This is a genomic window from Bordetella genomosp. 1 (assembly GCF_002261335.1).
GTDB lineage: Bacteria > Pseudomonadota > Gammaproteobacteria > Burkholderiales > Burkholderiaceae_B > Bordetella.
On the sequence record NZ_NEVL01000001.1, the window covers coordinates 677,806 to 695,061 of the forward strand.

A 17,256-nucleotide genomic window follows, 5' to 3' on the forward strand; every position below is an offset into this window, starting at 1 on the left:
CGCGGCCTCAGGCCGCGCCGATCGCCAGGGCGTTGTAGCTGAGGCGGCCCAGCATCATCAGCACCACCTGCGCGATGATCAGCACGACCAGCGGCGAGAAATCGATGGCGGTGCGCGGCAGGATGCGGCGCACCGGCTCGAGCAGCGGCGCGGTGAGCGTCTGCAGCAGCGCCATCAGCGGCGACATCGGATTCACCCACGACAGCACGGCCTGGATCAGCGTGAGCCACACGATCAGGTTGAGCGCCCACTTGGCCACCGTGATCAGCGCGACCAGCAGCAGCATCGGGAACAGCGCGCCGATCAGCTGCACCGGCAGCGTGACCAGCAGCGACAGCACCAGGAACACCAGCGCCGCCAGCCAGGCCGCGGCCAGGCTGGTCCAGTCGATCGAGTTGCCCGCCGGAATCACCTTGCGCAGCGGCACCACCAGCCAGTTGGTGACCTGGTAGACGGTCCGGGCCAGCGGGTTGAACGGGTGCAGCCGCACGGCATGGATCCAGGCGCGCAGGATCAGCGCGGCGCCGAACAGGGTGAACAGGATGTCGATCAGGAAGTGCAGGATTTGGGCGAGCATGGACTCTCTACCGGGCTGAGCAAGCGGCTATTTTCGCACGGCTGGAATGCAAAAAGCCGCCTGGCTGGGCCAGGCGGCTTGAAGTACAGCTAGCGCGTTGACGCGTCCGTATTACGGACGGCCACCCGTCGGGAAGGGCCACGACGCGGCAGGATTCAGCGCGGACTTGGCACCCGGGGCAGCAGCCGTGGAGGGCGGCGTAGCGGGCTTCTTGGGGGCAGCCTTCTTGGCAGCGGGCTTCTTGGCAGCAGCCTTCTTCGCAGCCGGGGCCTTCTTGGCAGCAGGCGCCTTCTTGGCAGCAGCAGCCTTCTTGGCAGGCGCCTTCTTGGCGACGGCCTTCTTGGCTACGGCTTTCTTGGCGACAGCCTTCTTGGCAACGGCCTTCTTGGCAGGCGCCTTCTTGGCGACGGCCTTCTTGGCAACTGCCTTCTTGGCTACGGCCTTCTTGGCGACGGCCTTCTTGGCAACCGCCTTCTTGGCGACGGCCTTCTTGGCAACGGCCTTCTTGGCGACAGCCTTCTTGGCTACGGCCTTCTTGGCTGCCGGTTTCTTGGCGGCGACCTTCTTGGCTGCCGGCTTCTTGGCGGCAACCTTCTTCACCGCCGGCTTCTTCGCGGCGACCTTCTTCACTGCAACCTTCTTGGCGGCAGCTTTCTTGGCCGGGGCGGCCTTCTTCACCGCGGCCTTCTTGGCTGCGGGTTTCTTAACCGCCTTCTTGGCGGCCTTCTTGGCAGTTGCCATGGTCATGCTCCTTAGGTTCAGGGGTCCCAGAACTTAAACCCGTGTCATCACCCGCCAACAAGGCGGGCAACACCCGGGCTATTCATCGGCGCATGCTCCTGTCCCTTGCAGGCGACAGCACTTCAGCTTGCGCTAATGAATTCAGCACAGCCATTTGATATGGCCCTCGCTCCGGCGCGAGCCATCTCAAATGGCGTCGATAGGCACATGCCTACCGCTACGTCCTACGTGTCCGAACACTGACCGGGGGCATCCCAGGCGCTCGCCGGCCAGTGTGTCGGGCTTGGCCAATTCCATTGGCCGGCGAGTGTCAGCAGGTCTTATTCCCAGCTCAGCGCACCGCCGGTCTGGTATTCGATCACGCGAGTCTCGAAAAAGTTGCGTTCCTTCTTCAGGTCGATCATCTCCGCCATCCACGGGAAGGGATTTTCTTCCTGCGGGAACAGCGGCTCGATGCCGATCTGCTGGCAACGACGGTTGGCGATGAAGCGCAGGTAGGACTTGAACATCGGTGCATTCAGTCCCAACACACCGCGCGGCATCGTGTCTTCGGCGTAAGCGTATTCGAGTTCGACTGCTTTTTGGAAGAGTTCTCGAATTTCTTCGCGGAATTCCGGCGTCCAGAGATGCGGATTCTCGAGTTTGACGGTATTGATCAGGTCGATGCCGAAGTTGCAGTGCATGGATTCATCGCGAAGGATGTACATGTACTGTTCGGCCGCGCCGGTCATCTTGTTCTGGCGGCCCAGCGCCAGGATCTGCGTGAAGCCCACATAGAAGAACAGGCCTTCCATCAGGCACGCGAACACGATGAGCGACTTCAGGAGCGTCTGGTCCGCTTCGGGCGTGCCCGTGCGGAAGTCGGGATCGGCAATCGCGTCGATGAACGGGATCAGGAACTCGTCCTTGGCACGGATCGAGGGGACCTCGTTGTACGCGTTGAAGATCTCCGACTCGTCCAGGTCGAGACTTTCGACGATGTATTGATAAGCGTGGGTGTGGATCGCTTCCTCGAACGCCTGGCGGAGCAGGAACTGGCGGCATTCGGGCGCCGTGATGTGGCGGTAGGTGCCCAGCACGATGTTGTTGGCCGCGAGCGAGTCGGCGGTCACGAAGAAACCCAGGTTGCGCTTGACGATGCGGCGCTCGTCCTCGGTGAGCCCGTTCGGGTTCTTCCAGAGGGCGATGTCGCGCGACATGTTGATTTCTTGCGGCATCCAGTGGTTCGCGCACGTGGCCAGGTATTTTTCCCAAGCCCACTTGTACTTGAACGGCACCAGCTGGTTGACGTCGGTTTCGCCGTTGATGATGCGCTTGTCGGCCGCCTTGACGCGGCCCGACGAACCGAGGGTGTTCAGTGCGGCGGCGTGCTCCGGTGCGCTCGGCGTCGGCAGCGCCGAGTCGCCGAACACGCCGGTGGCGGCGCGCACGTTGTTGTCCTCGGACGCAGCGTTACCCGCGCCGGATTGCTCCGGCGATTTCGCGGGTTGCGTGGCGAGGTTGTCGTTATCCCAATTAAGCATGATCGAATTCTCCGGTGGCGGTTACTGGCAGGCCTCGCACTCTTCGAAGCCGGGATCGCCCGGCCGCATGGTGCAAACCGCCCCGACGATTTCGGGTTCCGGCAAAACAGGTGCTGCTGCGGAGGCTGCGGCGGCGCTGTGGCCACCGGTGCTGACGGCGTTCAGTTCGCCGCCACGGCCCGTCGACTTCTCGGCGCTGGTGGCACCCAGGGTGCGCAGGTAGTAGGTGGTCTTGAGACCACGCTGCCACGCCAGCTTGTAGGTGTCGTCGAGCTTCTTGCCCGACGCGCCCGCCATGTAGATGTTCAGCGACTGCGCTTGGTCGATCCACTTCTGACGGCGCGACGCGCACTCGACCAGCCAGCTCGGTTCGACTTCGAACGCGGTGGCGTAGAGTTCACGGAGTTCGGAAGGCACGCGATCGATACGGGACAGGCTGCCGTCGAAGTACTTGAGGTCGGCGACCATGACTTCGTCCCAGAGACCGAGTTTCTTCAGGTCACGCACGAGGTAATCGTTAACGACCGTGAACTCGCCGGAGAGATTCGATTTGACGTACAAGTTCTGGAAGGTGGGTTCGATGCACGCAGATACACCAATGATATTGGAAATCGTCGCGGTTGGGGCGATGGCAATGCTGTTCGAGTTGCGCATGCCGTGTTCTTTGATGCGTGCACGCAACGCATCCCAATCGAGCGTGCTCGATTCATCGACCTCGACGAAGCCACCACGCGCATCGCGCAGCATCTTCACGGTGTCTTGCGGCAGGATGCCTTGCGACCACAGCGAGCCTTCGTACGTTTGATAGCGGCCGCGTTCCTTCGCGAGATCGCTCGATGCCCAATACGCGTGATAGCACACGGCTTCCATCGAACGATCGGCGAATTCGATCGCGGCTTGCGATGCGTACGGCACGCGCATCATGTGCAGGCAATCCTGGAAGCCCATGATGCCCATGCCCACCGGACGGTGCAGCGCGTTGGAATTGCGCGCCTTCTCGACGGCGTAGTAGTTGATGTCGATCACGTTGTCGAGCATGCGCATGGCGATGCTCACCGTGCGCTTGATCTTGTCGTGGTCGAGTTCGAAGCCGCCGTTGGCGGTGGGCTTCATGTGCGCGACCAGGTTCACCGAACCCAGGTTGCACACCGCGATTTCCTTGTCGTTGGTGTTCAGCGTGATCTCGGTGCAGAGATTCGAGCTGTGCACCACGCCCACGTGCTGTTGCGGCGAGCGGATGTTGCAAGGATCCTTGAACGTGATCCACGGGTGGCCGGTTTCGAACAGCATCGACAGCATCTTGCGCCACAGCGAGACGGCCGGCATCTTCTTGAACAGCTTCAGGTCGCCGCTGGCGACGCGCGCTTCATAGCCGACGTAGGCGGCTTCGAAAGCGGCGCCGTACTTGTCGTGCAGGTCGGGGCAGTCGGAGGGCGAGAACAACGTCCACTCGCCGTTTTCCATGACGCGCTTCATGAACAGGTCGGGAATCCAGTTCGCCGTGTTCATGTCGTGGGTGCGGCGGCGTTCGTCGCCGGTGTTCTTGCGCAGTTCCAGGAATTCTTCGATGTCCAGGTGCCACGTTTCGAGGTACGTGCACACCGCGCCCTTGCGCTTGCCGCCCTGGTTCACCGCGACGGCGGTGTCGTTGACGACCTTCAGGAACGGAACCACGCCCTGGCTTTCGCCGTTGGTGCCCTTGATGTGGCTGCGCAGCGCGCGCACCGGGGTCCAGTCGTTGCCCAGGCCGCCGGCGTACTTGGCCAGCAGTGCGTTTTCCTTGATGGCGTCGTAGATGCCTTCCAGGTCGTCGGAGACGGTGGTGAGGTAGCACGACGACAGCTGCGAGTGCAGGGTGCCCGAGTTGAACAGCGTCGGGGTCGAGCTCATGAAGTCGAACGACGACAGGATCTCGTAGAACTCGATGGCGCGGGCTTCGCGGTCGTCTTCACGCAGCGCCAGGCCCATGGCCACGCGCATGAAGAACACCTGCGGCAGTTCGATGCGGGTGCCGCGGATGTGCAGGAAGTAGCGGTCGTACAGCGTCTGCAGGCCGAGGTAGCCGAATTGCAGGTCGCGTTCGGCCTTCAGCGCGGCGGCGATGCGGGCCAGGTCGAACTTGGCCAGCTCGGGCGACAGCAGGCCGCCTTCGATACCGCGCGTGATGAAGGTCGGGAAGTAGTCGGCGTAGCGCGTGGCCATGTCGGCCTGCGAGACTTCTTCGCCCAGCACTTCCTTGCGGACCGTGTGCAGCAGCAGGCGGGCGGTGACCTGGCTGTAGGCCGGATCTTTCTCGACCAGCGCGCGGGCCGACAGGATGGCGGACTTGAACACTTCGTCGATCGGCACGCCGTCGTAGAGGTTCTTGACCGTTTCCTTGAGGATCGACTCGGTGTCGATGAATTCGGTCAGGCCGACGCCGGCGGCTTCGATCGTGGCGCGCAGGGCGGCCATGTCGAGCGGGCGGCGGGCGCCGTTGTCGTTGACGTAGATCGCGTGTTCCTGGGGCGCGGGCGCGGCCTTGTCCAGCACGTCGGCGGCGGCGGCGCGCTCCTGGGCGCGCTTCTCGCGGTACAGCACGTAGGAGCGGGCGACGTCATGCTGGCCCGAGCGCATCAGCGACAGCTCGACCTGGTCCTGCACGTCTTCGATGTGGAAGGTGCCGCCACCGGGGCGGTTGCGCACCAGCGCGTTGACGACCTGGCTGGTCAGTTGTTCGACCAGCTCGCGCACGCGTGCCGAGGCGGCACCCTGGCCGCCGTTGACGGCCAGGAAGGCCTTGGTCATGGCGATGGCGATCTTGCCCGGCTCGAACCCCACCACCGAGCCGTTGCGGCGGATGATGTTGTAGCTGGACCATTGGCCAGCGGGCGAGCCTTGTTGGGCGGAGGTGGATTCGGGCGGCACGGCGGTGGAAGGCCGAGTCACAGAGGCGATCGTAGTCTGCATGGAAGCTCCTGTGGGAATGCGAAAAAGGTGAGACATGGCCCGTGCCATGCCTGGGTACTGAGAAGAATTCGGTGTGCGGGGACGTAAAGCTTGGACCGAGAGTCCGGGCGCGTGGCCGTGGGTCCAGCTTATGTATTGACCACTATATGTAGTGTACCACCCCCTCGCGGTGCACTAATTCTAGTGAGCGAAGGCGCACGCTACAAGACAGCGCGGTGACATCATTGCGATTTGTTTGTTACCAAATGTGGAAGCGCGCCGTAAACGGCGCGCCCGGGTTAGCAACTGCTCAGGCTGACGGTTTCAGGCGCTTCTGCGCACCGATACCGCCGCAAAGCCAGGAGACTCAAAGCTCGCGAGAAGCGTGTCCCGCTCGGTTCGGAACCGGGCGATGGCCGCTTCCTTGATGTGACCGTATCCGCGGACCGATTCAGCAAGGCCGGCGATTGTAGCCGCTTCGCCGATGTTGTCCGCGCGGAGGTTTTTCAGCAGGCGCCCGACCAGCTCGCGGTACTCGCCGATCAGGGCGCGCTCGGCGCGGCGCTCGGCCGTGCGGCCGAACGGGTCGGCCCAGGTGCCGCGCAGGCGCTTGCCGTGGGCCATCCAGCGCAGCAGGGTGCGGGTGCGCGGACCGAGCGTCATCTTGCGCGGCACGCCGGTGTGCGGGTCCTTGCGGGCCAGCAGCGGCGGCGCCATGTGGAAGCGCAGCGAGTAGTCGCCCTCGAACTGGGCATCGAGCTGGGCCTGGAAGGCCGGGTCGGTGTAGAGCCGCGCGACCTCGTATTCATCCTTGTAGGCCATGAACTTGAACAGGCCGCGCGCCACGGCGGTGGCCAGGCGCAGGCTGCGCGCCTCGGGCGCGAGTTCGCGCTCGCGTGCCGCCACCGCGTCGACCAGCTTGCGGTACTCGGTGGCGTAGGCGGCGTTCTGGTAGGCGGTCAGGTCGCGTTCGCGCCGGGCCACCACCTGCTCGAAGGTTTCGGGGATGTGCAGCTTGATGACCTGCGCCGCGGGCGCGAGCAGGCCGGCCAGCGCGTCGGGCTCGTGCGCGGCCAGGCGGCCGGCGTCGAAGGCCTTGCGGTTGGCGGCCACGGCCACGCCGTTGAGCTCGATGGCGCGGGTGAGGGCGGCCAGCGTGAGCGGCACGTCGCCGCGCTGCCAGGCGTAGCCGAGCATGAAGATGTTGGACAGGATGCTGTCGCCGAACAGGGCGAGCGCGGCGGCGTGCGCGTCGATCGCGGCGGTCTGGGAACGGCCCGCGGCGTGCTCGATCTTGGCCAGCAGGGCCTGGGCATTGAGCGGCGCGTCGGGGTTGCGGGTGAAGTCGGAGACGGGCGCGACGTAGGTGTTGACGGTGACGCGGGTGCGGCCGTTGGCCAGCGCGCCGAGCGAATCGGGCGCGGTGGCGGCGAGCGGGTCGCACAGGATGGCGGCGTCGGCCTGCTGCCAATCCAGCCGCACCGGACCCGGCGCGGCATGCGCCGGCGCCAGGCGCAGATGGCTCACCACGGTGCCGCCCTTCTGCGCCAGGCCGGTCAGGTCGAGCACGCTGGCCGACAGGCCCTGCAGATGCGCGGCCATCGACACCAGGGCGCCGATGGTGATCACGCCGGTGCCGCCCATGCCGGCCACCAGCAGGCGGTACGGCGCGTCGAGCTCGGGCACCTGCGGCAGCGGCAGCGCCGCGATGCGCGCGGCCAGCCGGTCCATGTCGGGCTTGGGTGCGGCGCTCTTCTTGGGCGCGCCGCCCATCACCGACACGAAGCTGGGGCAGAAGCCTTCGGCGCAGGAGAAATCCTTGTTGCAGCTGGACTGGTCGATGGCGCGCTTGCGGCCGTACGGGGTCTCGAGCGGCACCACCGACAGGCAGTTCGACTGCACGCCGCAGTCGCCGCAGCCCTCGCACACCGCGCTGTTGATGAGCATGCGGCGCGCCGGATCGGGGAACTGGTTTTTCTTGCGCCGGCGGCGCTTCTCGGCGGCGCAGGTCTGGTCATGGATCAGGACCGTCACGCCCGGAACCTCGCGCAGCTCGCGCTGCAGGCGGTCGAGCTCGCGGCGGTGGTGCACCGGCACGCCGGCCAGGTCGACGCCGCGATACTTCTCGGGCTCGTCGCTGGTGACCACGATGCGCGCGACGTTCTCGCCGCGCAGCTGCTGGCAGATCTGCGGCACCGAGATCGGGCCGTCGACGGGCTGGCCGCCGGTCATGGCGACCGCGTCGTTGAACAGGATCTTGTAGGTGATGTGGGTGCCGGCCGCCACGGCCTGGCGGATCGCGAGATAGCCGGAGTGGTAATAGGTGCCTTCGCCCATGTTCTGGAACACGTGCGGCGTGTCGATGTAGCGCGACAGGCCGATCCAGTCGACGCCCTCGCCGCCCATCTGGGTCAGGCCGCCGGTGTCGCGGTCCATCCAGGCCGCCATGTAGTGGCAGCCCACGCCGGACAGCGCCTGGCTGCCCTTGGGCACCTTGGTCGAGGTGCTGTGCGGACAGCCCGAACAGAAGTAGGGGCGGCGGCGCATGCCGTCGGCCTCGTTGGACAGCGGCTGCGGACAGGCGCTGGCGCCGCCGCTCAGGTCGGTGTGCAGGCCGAGGGTGCGGCCGAGCCAGGCGCCCATCGGGCCCGCCAGCTGCGACGGGCGCAACTGCCCGGCGGCGGTGATGAGCGGCTCGCCGTCCAGGCCGGTCTTGCCACACACCGTGGGACGCTCGGGCAGGTTGAAGAGCATGTCCTTGATCTGCGGCTCCATCACGCCGGCCTTCTCTTCGATCACCAGGATGTGCGAGAGGCCCTGCGCGAAGGCCAGCAGGCGTTCGCGGTCCATCGGCCAGACCAGGCCGGGCTTGTAGACCCGCACCGGCGATTGCGGCGACTGGATGTCCAGGCCCAGGCGCTGCAGCGCCTCGAGCGTGTCGAGCGTGACCTTGCCGGCGGTGACGATGCCCACGCGGGCCTGCGGCGCGGGCGCGATCAGGCGGTCGAGGCTGTGCGTGCGGGCGAAGGCGCGCACCGCGGCCAGGCGCCGGTGCATGCGGGTCTCGACCGCGAGCGAGAGGAAGTCGCGCGCGTTGTACTCGCGCTCGGCGGCCTCGCCGTCGTCGGGCATGTCGAAGCGCGGGGGCGGCGCGGCCACGTACGACTGGCCGGTTTCCACCGATTCGGAGGTGGCCTTGAGCGCGACCCAGCTGCCGCTGTAGCGCGACAGGGCCCAGCCCCACAGCGCAAAGCTTTCGTATTCGTCGATCGAGGCGGGGTGCACGATCGGGATCTGCCAGCCGATCAGCGAGGTTTCGCTGGCGTGCGGGATCGACGAGGAGACGGCGGTGTGGTCGTCGCCCACCACCAGCAGCACGCCGCCGTGGCGCGAGGCGCCGGCCGCGTTGCCGTGGTGCAGGGCATCGCCGGCGCGGTCCACGCCGGGGCCCTTGCCGTACCAGAGCGCGAACACGCCATCGACCTTGCGGTCGTCGCGCATGCCGGCCTGCTGCGTGCCCATCACGGCGGTGGCGGCGAGGTCTTCGTTGATGCCCGGCATGAACGTGACCTGGTGCGCGTCGAGCGCCTTCTGCGCCTTCCACATCGCCATGTCGACCCCGCCCAGCGGCGAGCCGCGGTAGCCCGACACGAAGCCCGCCGTGTTCAGCCCGCGCGCGGCGTCGGCGCGGCGCTGCGCCAGCACCATGCGCACCAGCGCCTGCGTGCCGGTCAGGAAGATGCGGCCGGCCTCGCGGGTCAGGTTGTCGGAGAGTTGGTAATCGGTGTCGAGATGGGGTTCGACCGCGGGGGTGCCGTCCATATTGCGCGCTCCTTGGGCTTTCGATCATGATAGGTGCGCAGGACCCACGATTCATTGCGTTATCGGATCGTGGATTCCCTATAATTTGAAATGAACGTTTCGTTTTCACCGCATGCGGCCGTCCGCATGGCGTGGCGGGGGGCGAAACGTCGCAGGCCGGGCACGCGCCCGCGCCGCCGGGGCGCCACCGCGTGCCGGCCCACCGTCAGGGAACCGGCCCTGGCGGCATATCCGAACGGGCACAGACCCATTGACGAGGAGACCACATGGACAAGACCGACCTGGGCATTCTGCGGGCCCTGCAAACCGACGGACGCGCCTCGGCGCAGCAGCTCTCGGAAACGGTGGGGCTGTCGGCCGCGCCGGTCTGGCGGCGGGTCAAGGCCATGGAGGCGAGCGGCGTGATCCAGGGCTATGGCGCGCAGATCGACCGCACCAAGGTCGGCCTGGCCGGCTGCATGTTCGTGCAGATCAGCCTGGAGCGGCACGCCTCGGCCAACGTCGAGAATTTCGAGCGGACGGTGCGCGACGCGCCGGAGGTGGTGGACTGCTATGCGGTGACGGGCGATTCCGACTACCTGCTGCGCATCCTGGTCGAGAGCACGGAGGCCTACGACCGCTTCATGCACCGCTTTCTGTTCAACCTGCCGGGCATCCGCCAGACGCGCACCATCGTCGCGCTGCGCGAAATCAAGCACGACACCCGGCTGCCGCTCTGAGGCGGCGGGCGCGCCACGCGCTCTCTATATAGAGCAGTGCGCGCGCCGCGGGCTCACTGCGCCTGGATGCCGACCACCGATACCCATTCCTTCCAGCGCACGGCATCGGCGCGCACGAAGTCGGCGAAGGCCGGTTGGGTCATGCTTTCGGGTTGCAGGCCGAGCGCCCGGAACTTGGCGGCCGTCTCCGGGTCGGCGAGGGCGGCCCGCATGTGCGCGTTCATCTTCTCCACCTGCGCCATCGGCGTGCCGGCCGGCGCCGACAGGCCGAGCCAGCCGGCCACCACGTAGTCCGGAAAGTAGTCGCCCATGGTCGGCACGTCGGGCCACATGGGCGCGCGCGTCTTGCCGGTGACGGCGATCGGCACCCGGCCCTTGCCGTCGATCTGGCCCATCGCGGTGAGGTAATCGACGAAGGCGAAGCCGATCTGCTTGCCGCGCAGGTCGGTGATGATCTGCGTGATGTTCTTGTAGCCCGCGCCGCCGATGTCGATGTTGGCGCGATGCTTGAAGAGCTCGGCCGGCACCTGCGACGAGGAGCTGTAGTAGCCGAAGAACACCTTGCCCGGGTGGGCGCGCGCGTAGTCCACCAGTTCCGGCACGGTCTTGTACGGACTGTCGGGCGGCACCACGCCCACCGCGCCGAAGAGCCCGAACATGCCGACCTGCACGAAATCGCGCTCGGCGTCGTAGGGCAGCTGCTTGAACAGGTACTGGTTGGCGGCGTGCGTGGAGTTGGTGGAGAGCAGGAAGGTGTAGCCGTCGGGCTTGGCGGCCTTGGCCGCCTGGGTGCCGACCACGCCGCCCGCGCCCGGCCGGTCTTCGACCACCACGGTCTGGCCCGTCTTCGCGCCGAGATACTGCGCGAACGTGCGCGCGGTGAGATCGGCCGCGCCGCCGGCGGCGGACGGGACGATCAGCGTGATCGGGCGGGCGGGCCAGTCGGTGTCGGCCTGGGCGGCGCCGGGCAGCAGCGCGGCGAGGCTCAGCGTGAGGGCGGCGCCCAGCGTGGTCGACAGCGTGGGAATGCGGTTCATGGTTGTCTCCTGTTTTATGGGTGCCGGCCCGAGTCGGGTCAGGCCGGCGCGTGGCGCGCCACGGGGAAAGCGTGGTTGCACCACTGCAGGATCGCGTCGGCGCTGGCGCGCCAGGCGGGTCCGTACATCATGCAGTGCGGCTGCTCGGCCAGCACGCGGTGCGCAAAGCCATAGTGCCGCGCCACCGCCGCGTCCTGGCCGGGCGGATGGCGGTCATGCGTGTCGCGGCCGGCCGCCAGGCACAGGCCCGGCACGCGGATCGCGGCGGGATCGACCGCCACGCGCAGCAGGTAGCGGTCGTTCAATACCTCGGGCGCGGCCGGTATCAGGCGCGCCAGCACCGGGCGCACGTCGGCGCCCGGGGGCAGCGCGAGAAAGCGCTCGCGCACCTCGGTCTCGCCGGGCGGCGCGCGCAGCACGCCCGCGGGCACGGGCGGCAGGGGCGCCGCCTGCGGCACGTTGGCCGGGGGCGAGGGCGCCAGCAGCACCACGCCGGCCACCGGCGCCTGTGCCGCGCAGAGCAGCGCGGGCAGGGCGCCCATGCTGTGGCCGACCACGATCACCGGCGCGCCGATCCGCGCAACGGCGGCGCGGGCGCATGCGCCCAGCTCGGCGATCGTCTGCGTGGGCGAGGGCGCCGGATAGTCGAGCGCGTAGCAGCCCCAGTCCGCCCGGGCGAAGTGGGCGAGGTAATGGGCGTAGCACCAGCCGCCGTGATAGGCGCCCGGCAGCATCAGCAGCGCCGGGCGACCGGGCGCGGCGGCACGGCCTTCGATCAGGCGGGCCTCGCCGAGCGGGCGCGCCGGCAGGCGGTCGAAGAAACTGAAATCGAAAAGAGGGCGGTCCATGCCGCGCATCTTAGGCAGCGGTCGGGAATAAAAAAAATTTATTATTCCAATCGGAAAATAAGCCGAACTAATAGAGGTGCGTCATGGCCGGCCTGCCCGAACTCAGCGTGAATCACTACCGCCACTTTCTGTTGGTGGCCGAGCTGCGCAGCTTCGGCCAGGCCGCCGAACGGGCGCACCGGTCGCAGCCCGCCCTGTCGCTGTCGATCCGCGAGATGGAGCAGCGGCTGGGCCAGGCGCTGTTCGAGCGCGGCAGCCGCGTGGCGCTCACGGCCTATGGCCGCGAGTGCCTGCCGCTGGCCCGCGAGCTGGTGGCGCACCACGAGCGCGTGGCCGCCGCGCTGGGCGGACTGGCGCGCAACGAAACGGGGGTCTTGCGGCTGGCCACCGTCGCCACCGTGGCCACGCACTGGCTGCCCGAGCTGGTGGCGCGCTACCGGGCGCGTTTTCCCGGCGTGCGGCTGCGGCTCTACGACGACAACTCGGAAGGCGTGGAGCGCATGGTGCTGGCCGGCGAGGCCGAGCTGGCGGTGTGCAGTCGGGTCTCGCAGGATCCCCGCCTGCACTTCGAGCCGCTGCTGCGCGATGCGTTCGGGCTGGTGTGCCATGCGGGCCATCCGTTGGCGCGGCGCAAGTCCCTCGCGTGGGCCGAGATCGCGCCCCTGCCGCTGGCGGGCACGGTGGCGCACCGGCAGTTGATCGGACATCCCGCCGCCGCGTTCATGCACGACCGGCCGGTGTTCGTGTCGAACATGATGTCGCTGCTCGCCATGCTGGCGCGCGGCGAGGGCGTGACCGTGCTGGCGCGGCTCGGCGTGCCGCCGGATTCGGCGCTGGCCTTCGTGCCGCTGCGCGCGCCGCGCATCGAGCGCGAGCTCGGGTTGTGCTGGCTCACGGGCCAGACGCTCTCGCCCGCCGCGATGCAGATGGCGGAACTGTTGCGTGCGCACGCACATGCGCAATCCGGCCGCGCCGCGCGCAGCACGGCTCGAAAAATGCTGTCACCAAACTGACGGGGCCGGTTCGCAAACCGTGCAAGCATGCGGGTTCCGAGCCGATTTACAACACTCCGGTGTTGCGCCGACGCACTGCGTGCAGAAGCGCATTGATTTGTCCGCTGCCGCTATTTAGAGTGCGTGCATGCCGTCGCATGCCTATATGAATACGCAGCGTGGCAGATCGTGCTGGGGTGGTCCCGAGGAAGTCATGATTCGTTCGTATTTGTCCTGGACCCGCGCCGCCGGCATGGGTTTGATCGTGGGTGTGGCCCTCGCCGGCTGCGCCGTCAAGAAGCCGGCCGAGAACGCCGGGGCGGCCGAGCCCGCGCCGCCGAAAAAGGTGGTCTGCACGCCCGCGTCGGCCAACAGCCCGATGGTCGGCACCTGGTACTCGGTATCGCGGCCGCGCGGCTTCGCCGGCGACTTTCAATCGCTTACTGTCCTGTCTGCCGATGGCACGATGAGTTACGAGACGCAGCTGAAGGTGGGCAAGCGCACGCGCCCCGCGTTGCGTGAAACCGGCTGCTGGACCCACGACAACGGCATCTACACGCTGCAGACCACGCAGTCCAACGGCGAGCCCGTGGATGCCGACGATCCGATCTACCGCACCGCGTACAAGGTCGAGAGCGTGGACCGCACCAAGCTCACCCTGCGCGAGATGAAGTCCAACGGACAGGTCGTCACGGCCCGGCGCATGCAGCCCGGCTACCGCATGCCCTACTGAGGCATCGTCAAAGCGGGCGGGCGGGTGTAAGGTTGCGGGCTTGTCGTCCGTCGCCCGCACCTGATCCGCCATGACCACCGCGTATTCCGAGAGCCGCGCCATCGCGCTGCTCGCGCTCGCCGCTTTCGTGAGCGCGAGCGCGTTTCGCATCTGCGATCCCATGCTGCCGCAGCTCGCGGCCGATTTCGGCACCTCCACCGGCCAGGCCGCGCACGCCATCACGGCGTTTGCCGTGGCCTACGGCGTGCTGCAGATGTTCTTCGGCCCGGTCGGCGACCGCTACGGCAAGTACCGCGTCATCTCGATCGCCACCTTCGCCTGCGCGCTGGGCAGCCTGGGCGCCGTGTTCGCCGGCAGCCTGGACTGGCTGGTGCTGTGCCGCGCCCTGTCGGGCGCCGCCGGCGCCGGCATCGTGCCGCTGTCGATGGCCTGGATCGGCGACAACGTGCCCTACGAACGGCGCCAGGCGACGCTGGCGCGCTTTCTCACCGGCACCATTCTCGGCATGGCGGCCGGCCAGCTGGCCGGCGGCCTGTTCGCCGACACCATCGGCTGGCGCGCCGCCTTCGCCACGCTGGTGGCCGGTTATCTCGTGGTCGGCGTGCTGCTGCTGCGCGAGGTGTCGCGCCAGCGCGCCGCCGGCATCGCCATCGTGCAGGCGCCCGCCGTGCAGGGCTTCGTGGCCCAGGCCCGCACCGTACTGCAGGTGCGCTGGGCGCGCATCGTGCTCTTCACCGTGTTCTGCGAGGGCCTGCTGGTGTTCGGCGCGCTGGCGTTCGCGCCGGCCTATCTGCACGAGCGCTTCGAGATCTCGCTGACCGCGGCCGGCGCGCTGGTGGCGGTCTATGCGCTGGGCGGCCTGGCCTACACCGTGGTGGCGGCGAAGCTGGTGCGCCGCCTGGGCGAGCGCGGCATGTCGGTCGCCGGCGGCCTGACGCTCGCGCTGGCGTTCCTGGGCTATCTGCTCGGCCCGGTCTGGGCCTTCGGCATGGTGGCCAGCGTGCTGGCCGGTTTCGGCTATTACCTGCTGCACGCCACGCTGCAGACCAATGCCACGCAGATGGTGCCGAGCGCGCGCGGCACGGCCGTGGCCTGGTTCGCCTCGTGCCTGTTCATGGGCCAGGCGGCGGGCGTGGCGGTGGGCGGCCTGGTGATCGACGCGGCCGGCGCCGGCGCGCTGTTCGCCACCGCCGCGGTGCTGCTGCCGCTGCTCGGCGCCGGCTTTGCCCGCGCGCTCTACACGCGCCAGCGCGCCGCCCTGCAATCGGCGTGACGCCACGCGGGGCAACGAAAAAGCCGAGGCATGCCTCGGCTTTTTTACGGGTTGGTGCGGTTCAGGCTTCGGTCATTTGGTGTTCGGCCGCACTGCGCGCATGCCGATCCTCGACAGGTCGATGTCGACCATCATCCAGAATCCGCCTTTGAAATCGGCATGGCCGACCCAGGCTTCCGGCGTGGAGGGCGCGGGAATCGCGTCGCCCTCGCCATGCAGATGCGCCTCGACGGCCTCCTGCGCCGCGCGCGGCAGGTCGCGCAGTTTGTCGGCGGCGGCGAAGCAGCCGGGAAAATCGGGAAACGATGCGCCGTACGCGGTATTCACGGCTTTCTGTATATGGAGGGGGGATCGCATGGAGGACTCCTGACGCAATCCGCTGACCCCTTCCGCCTCAGTCGAGAGAGCGAATCCGCGGTATTCCTGAATGCGGATTATCGGGCCTACAGTCGATGACGCGATAACCCGAAAGTCCGCTTTTGGGCGTATGCCGGCAACGAAAAAGCCGAGGCATGCCTCGGCTTTTTCGGGGGGAAGGCGCGCTCAGGCGGGCAGGTTGGCCAGGCGCTTGAGCACCTCGTCCTTGCCGAGCAGCACCAGCACCGCGTCGACGGCCGGGGTCTGGGGGCGGCCGAAGACGGCGACGCGCAGCGGGATGGCCAACTGCGGCATCTTCAGGCCACGCTCGGCCAGCACCTGCTTGATCAGCGCGGCCACGGCCTCGCGGGTCCAGTCGGTGCCGGCGGCGGCCTGGGCGAAGGCGGCCAGCGCCTCGCGCGCGGGCGCGGTCAGGTGCTGCGCGACCACATCGGCCTCGGCGGGCTTGAATTCGCCGCAGAACAGCATGGCGTCGTCGGCCAGCTGTTCGAGCGTTTCGGCGCGGTCCTTCAGCAGGTCCATCACGGCGGTCAGGTCGGCCGACCCCGGCTTGCCGCCACGGCGCTCGACGCGCGGCGCCACGCGGCGGGCCAGCTCGGCGCTGTCCATCGCCTTGATGTAGTGGGCGTTGACCCAGTTCAGCTTCTTCGGGTCCCACTGCGAGGCGGACTTGGTCAGGTGGTCGGTGTCGAACCATTCGACCAGCTGCTCGCGGGTGAAGAGCTCGTCGTCGCCGTGGCTCCAGCCCAGGCGCGCCAGGTAATTGACCATCGCTTCCGGCAGGTAGCCCTGGGCGTCGTAGTCCATCACGTTGACCGCGCCGTGGCGCTTGGACAGCTTCTGGCCGTCGGGGCCGAGGATCATCGGCACGTGGCCATACTGGGGCAGCTCGGCGCCGAGGGCCTTCAGGATGTTGATCTGGCGCGGCGTGTTGTTGACGTGGTCGTCGCCGCGCAGCACGTGGGTGATGCCCATGTCCCAGTCGTCGACCACCACGCAGAAGTTGTAGGTGGGCGTGCCGTCCGGGCGCGCGATGATCAGGTCGTCGAGCTCGGTGTTGTCGAAGCTGATCGTGCCCTTGACCATGTCGTCCCAGCTGGTGGCGCCGGACTGCGGGTTCTTGAAGCGGATCACGGGCTTGCGGTCGGCCGGGATGGGCGGCAGGACCTTGCCGGGCTCGGGGCGCCAGGTGCCGTCGTAGCGCGGCTTGTCGCCGCGCGCGCGCGCGGCCTCGCGCATCGCCTCGACTTCCTCGGGCGAGCTGTAGCAGTGATAGACGGTGCCCGCCTCCAGCATGCCGGCCAGCACCTCGCGATAGCGGTCCATCCGCTTCATCTGGTAGAAGGGGCCCTCGTCGGGCTGCATGCCGAGCCAGTCCATGCTGTCGAGGATCGCCTGCACGGCGGCGTCGGTCGAGCGCTCGACGTCGGTGTCTTCGATGCGCAGCACGAACACGCCCTTGTGGTGGCGGGCGAAGGCCCACGAGAACAGGGCCGTCCGCGCGCCGCCCAGGTGCAGGAAGCCGGTGGGCGAGGGGGCGAAGCGGGTGCGTATGGGTTTCGTGGCGGTCGTGGTCATGGTGGGTCCGGGCGCGGCGGGTGGCGCTGCGCGCCTCCTTCTAGAAACGGCGCGCCGGGCTCGGCTCGCCGTATAGGGTGACTGGTTGTATTGTTACGATCAACGCC

General features: G+C 67.8%; 13 protein-coding genes. 4 read left to right on the forward strand and 9 right to left on the reverse strand.

All coding sequences use genetic code 11. From position 1 onward, the window contains the following. Positions 1-7: 7 nt before the first annotated feature. The 5 genes from CEG14_RS03120 to CEG14_RS03140 all read right to left on the reverse strand — a co-directional run bounded on the left by CEG14_RS03120 (position 8) and on the right by CEG14_RS03140 (position 9,591). Complete coding sequence (locus tag CEG14_RS03120) at positions 8-577, reverse strand: YggT family protein (protein ID WP_094824880.1); 570 nt, start codon at positions 575-577, stop codon at positions 8-10. A 111-nt stretch (positions 578-688) separates the two neighbouring features. Continuing rightward, on the reverse strand, positions 689-1,318 hold the full coding sequence (locus tag CEG14_RS03125) for a histone H1-like repetitive region-containing protein (RefSeq protein ID WP_094825267.1): 630 nt from the start codon (positions 1,316-1,318) through the stop codon (positions 689-691). A 320-nt stretch (positions 1,319-1,638) separates the two neighbouring features. After that, entirely contained in the window at positions 1,639-2,841 is a 1,203-nt protein-coding gene (locus tag CEG14_RS03130; RefSeq protein WP_094824881.1) for a ribonucleotide-diphosphate reductase subunit beta, read from the reverse strand. Between the two features lie 21 nt (positions 2,842-2,862). Then, positions 2,863-5,790, reverse strand: a complete 2,928-nt coding sequence (locus CEG14_RS03135) for a ribonucleoside-diphosphate reductase subunit alpha (protein WP_094824882.1) — start codon at positions 5,788-5,790, stop codon at positions 2,863-2,865. Positions 5,791-6,093: 303 nt separating this feature from the next. Beyond that, positions 6,094-9,591, reverse strand: a complete 3,498-nt coding sequence (locus tag CEG14_RS03140; protein ID WP_094824883.1) for an indolepyruvate ferredoxin oxidoreductase family protein — start codon at positions 9,589-9,591, stop codon at positions 6,094-6,096. A 266-nt stretch (positions 9,592-9,857) separates the two neighbouring features. Here CEG14_RS03140 and CEG14_RS03145 point away from each other — a divergent pair, with 266 nt between their 5' ends. After that, entirely contained in the window at positions 9,858-10,310 is a 453-nt protein-coding gene (locus CEG14_RS03145; protein ID WP_094824884.1) for an Lrp/AsnC family transcriptional regulator, read from the forward strand. 53 nt (positions 10,311-10,363) lie between these two features. Here the strand turns inward: CEG14_RS03145 and CEG14_RS03150 are convergent, their stop codons facing one another. Together CEG14_RS03150 and CEG14_RS03155 are read right to left on the reverse strand one after the other, a co-directional pair. Next, a complete protein-coding gene (locus CEG14_RS03150; protein ID WP_094824885.1) occupies positions 10,364-11,347 on the reverse strand; it encodes a Bug family tripartite tricarboxylate transporter substrate binding protein in 984 nt (327 codons plus the stop codon). Between the two features lie 38 nt (positions 11,348-11,385). Beyond that, positions 11,386-12,195, reverse strand: a complete 810-nt coding sequence (locus CEG14_RS03155; RefSeq protein ID WP_256985565.1) for an alpha/beta hydrolase — start codon at positions 12,193-12,195, stop codon at positions 11,386-11,388. 83 nt (positions 12,196-12,278) lie between these two features. On the opposite strand from CEG14_RS03155, the gene CEG14_RS03160 reads away from it, so the two are divergent. The 3 genes from CEG14_RS03160 to CEG14_RS03170 all read left to right on the forward strand — a co-directional run bounded on the left by CEG14_RS03160 (position 12,279) and on the right by CEG14_RS03170 (position 15,193). Further along, positions 12,279-13,208 carry a LysR family transcriptional regulator gene (locus CEG14_RS03160; protein WP_094824887.1) on the forward strand — a complete coding sequence of 310 codons (930 nt, stop codon included), beginning with the start codon at positions 12,279-12,281 and terminating at the stop codon, positions 13,206-13,208. 193 nt (positions 13,209-13,401) lie between these two features. Next, positions 13,402-13,920, forward strand: a complete 519-nt coding sequence (locus CEG14_RS03165; RefSeq protein ID WP_094824888.1) for a hypothetical protein — start codon at positions 13,402-13,404, stop codon at positions 13,918-13,920. A 70-nt stretch (positions 13,921-13,990) separates the two neighbouring features. After that, positions 13,991-15,193 carry an MFS transporter gene (locus CEG14_RS03170; RefSeq protein WP_094824889.1) on the forward strand — a complete coding sequence of 401 codons (1,203 nt, stop codon included), beginning with the start codon at positions 13,991-13,993 and terminating at the stop codon, positions 15,191-15,193. Positions 15,194-15,265: 72 nt separating this feature from the next. On the opposite strand, the gene CEG14_RS03175 is transcribed toward CEG14_RS03170, so the two are convergent. Both CEG14_RS03175 and gltX read right to left on the reverse strand, forming a co-directional pair. Further along, positions 15,266-15,568: a type II toxin-antitoxin system HicB family antitoxin gene (locus tag CEG14_RS03175; protein WP_256985566.1), complete on the reverse strand. Its 303-nt coding sequence runs from the start codon at positions 15,566-15,568 to the stop codon at positions 15,266-15,268. A 168-nt stretch (positions 15,569-15,736) separates the two neighbouring features. Continuing rightward, complete coding sequence (gene gltX, locus CEG14_RS03180) at positions 15,737-17,149, reverse strand: glutamate--tRNA ligase (protein ID WP_094824891.1); 1,413 nt, start codon at positions 17,147-17,149, stop codon at positions 15,737-15,739. Positions 17,150-17,256 lie beyond the last annotated feature (107 nt).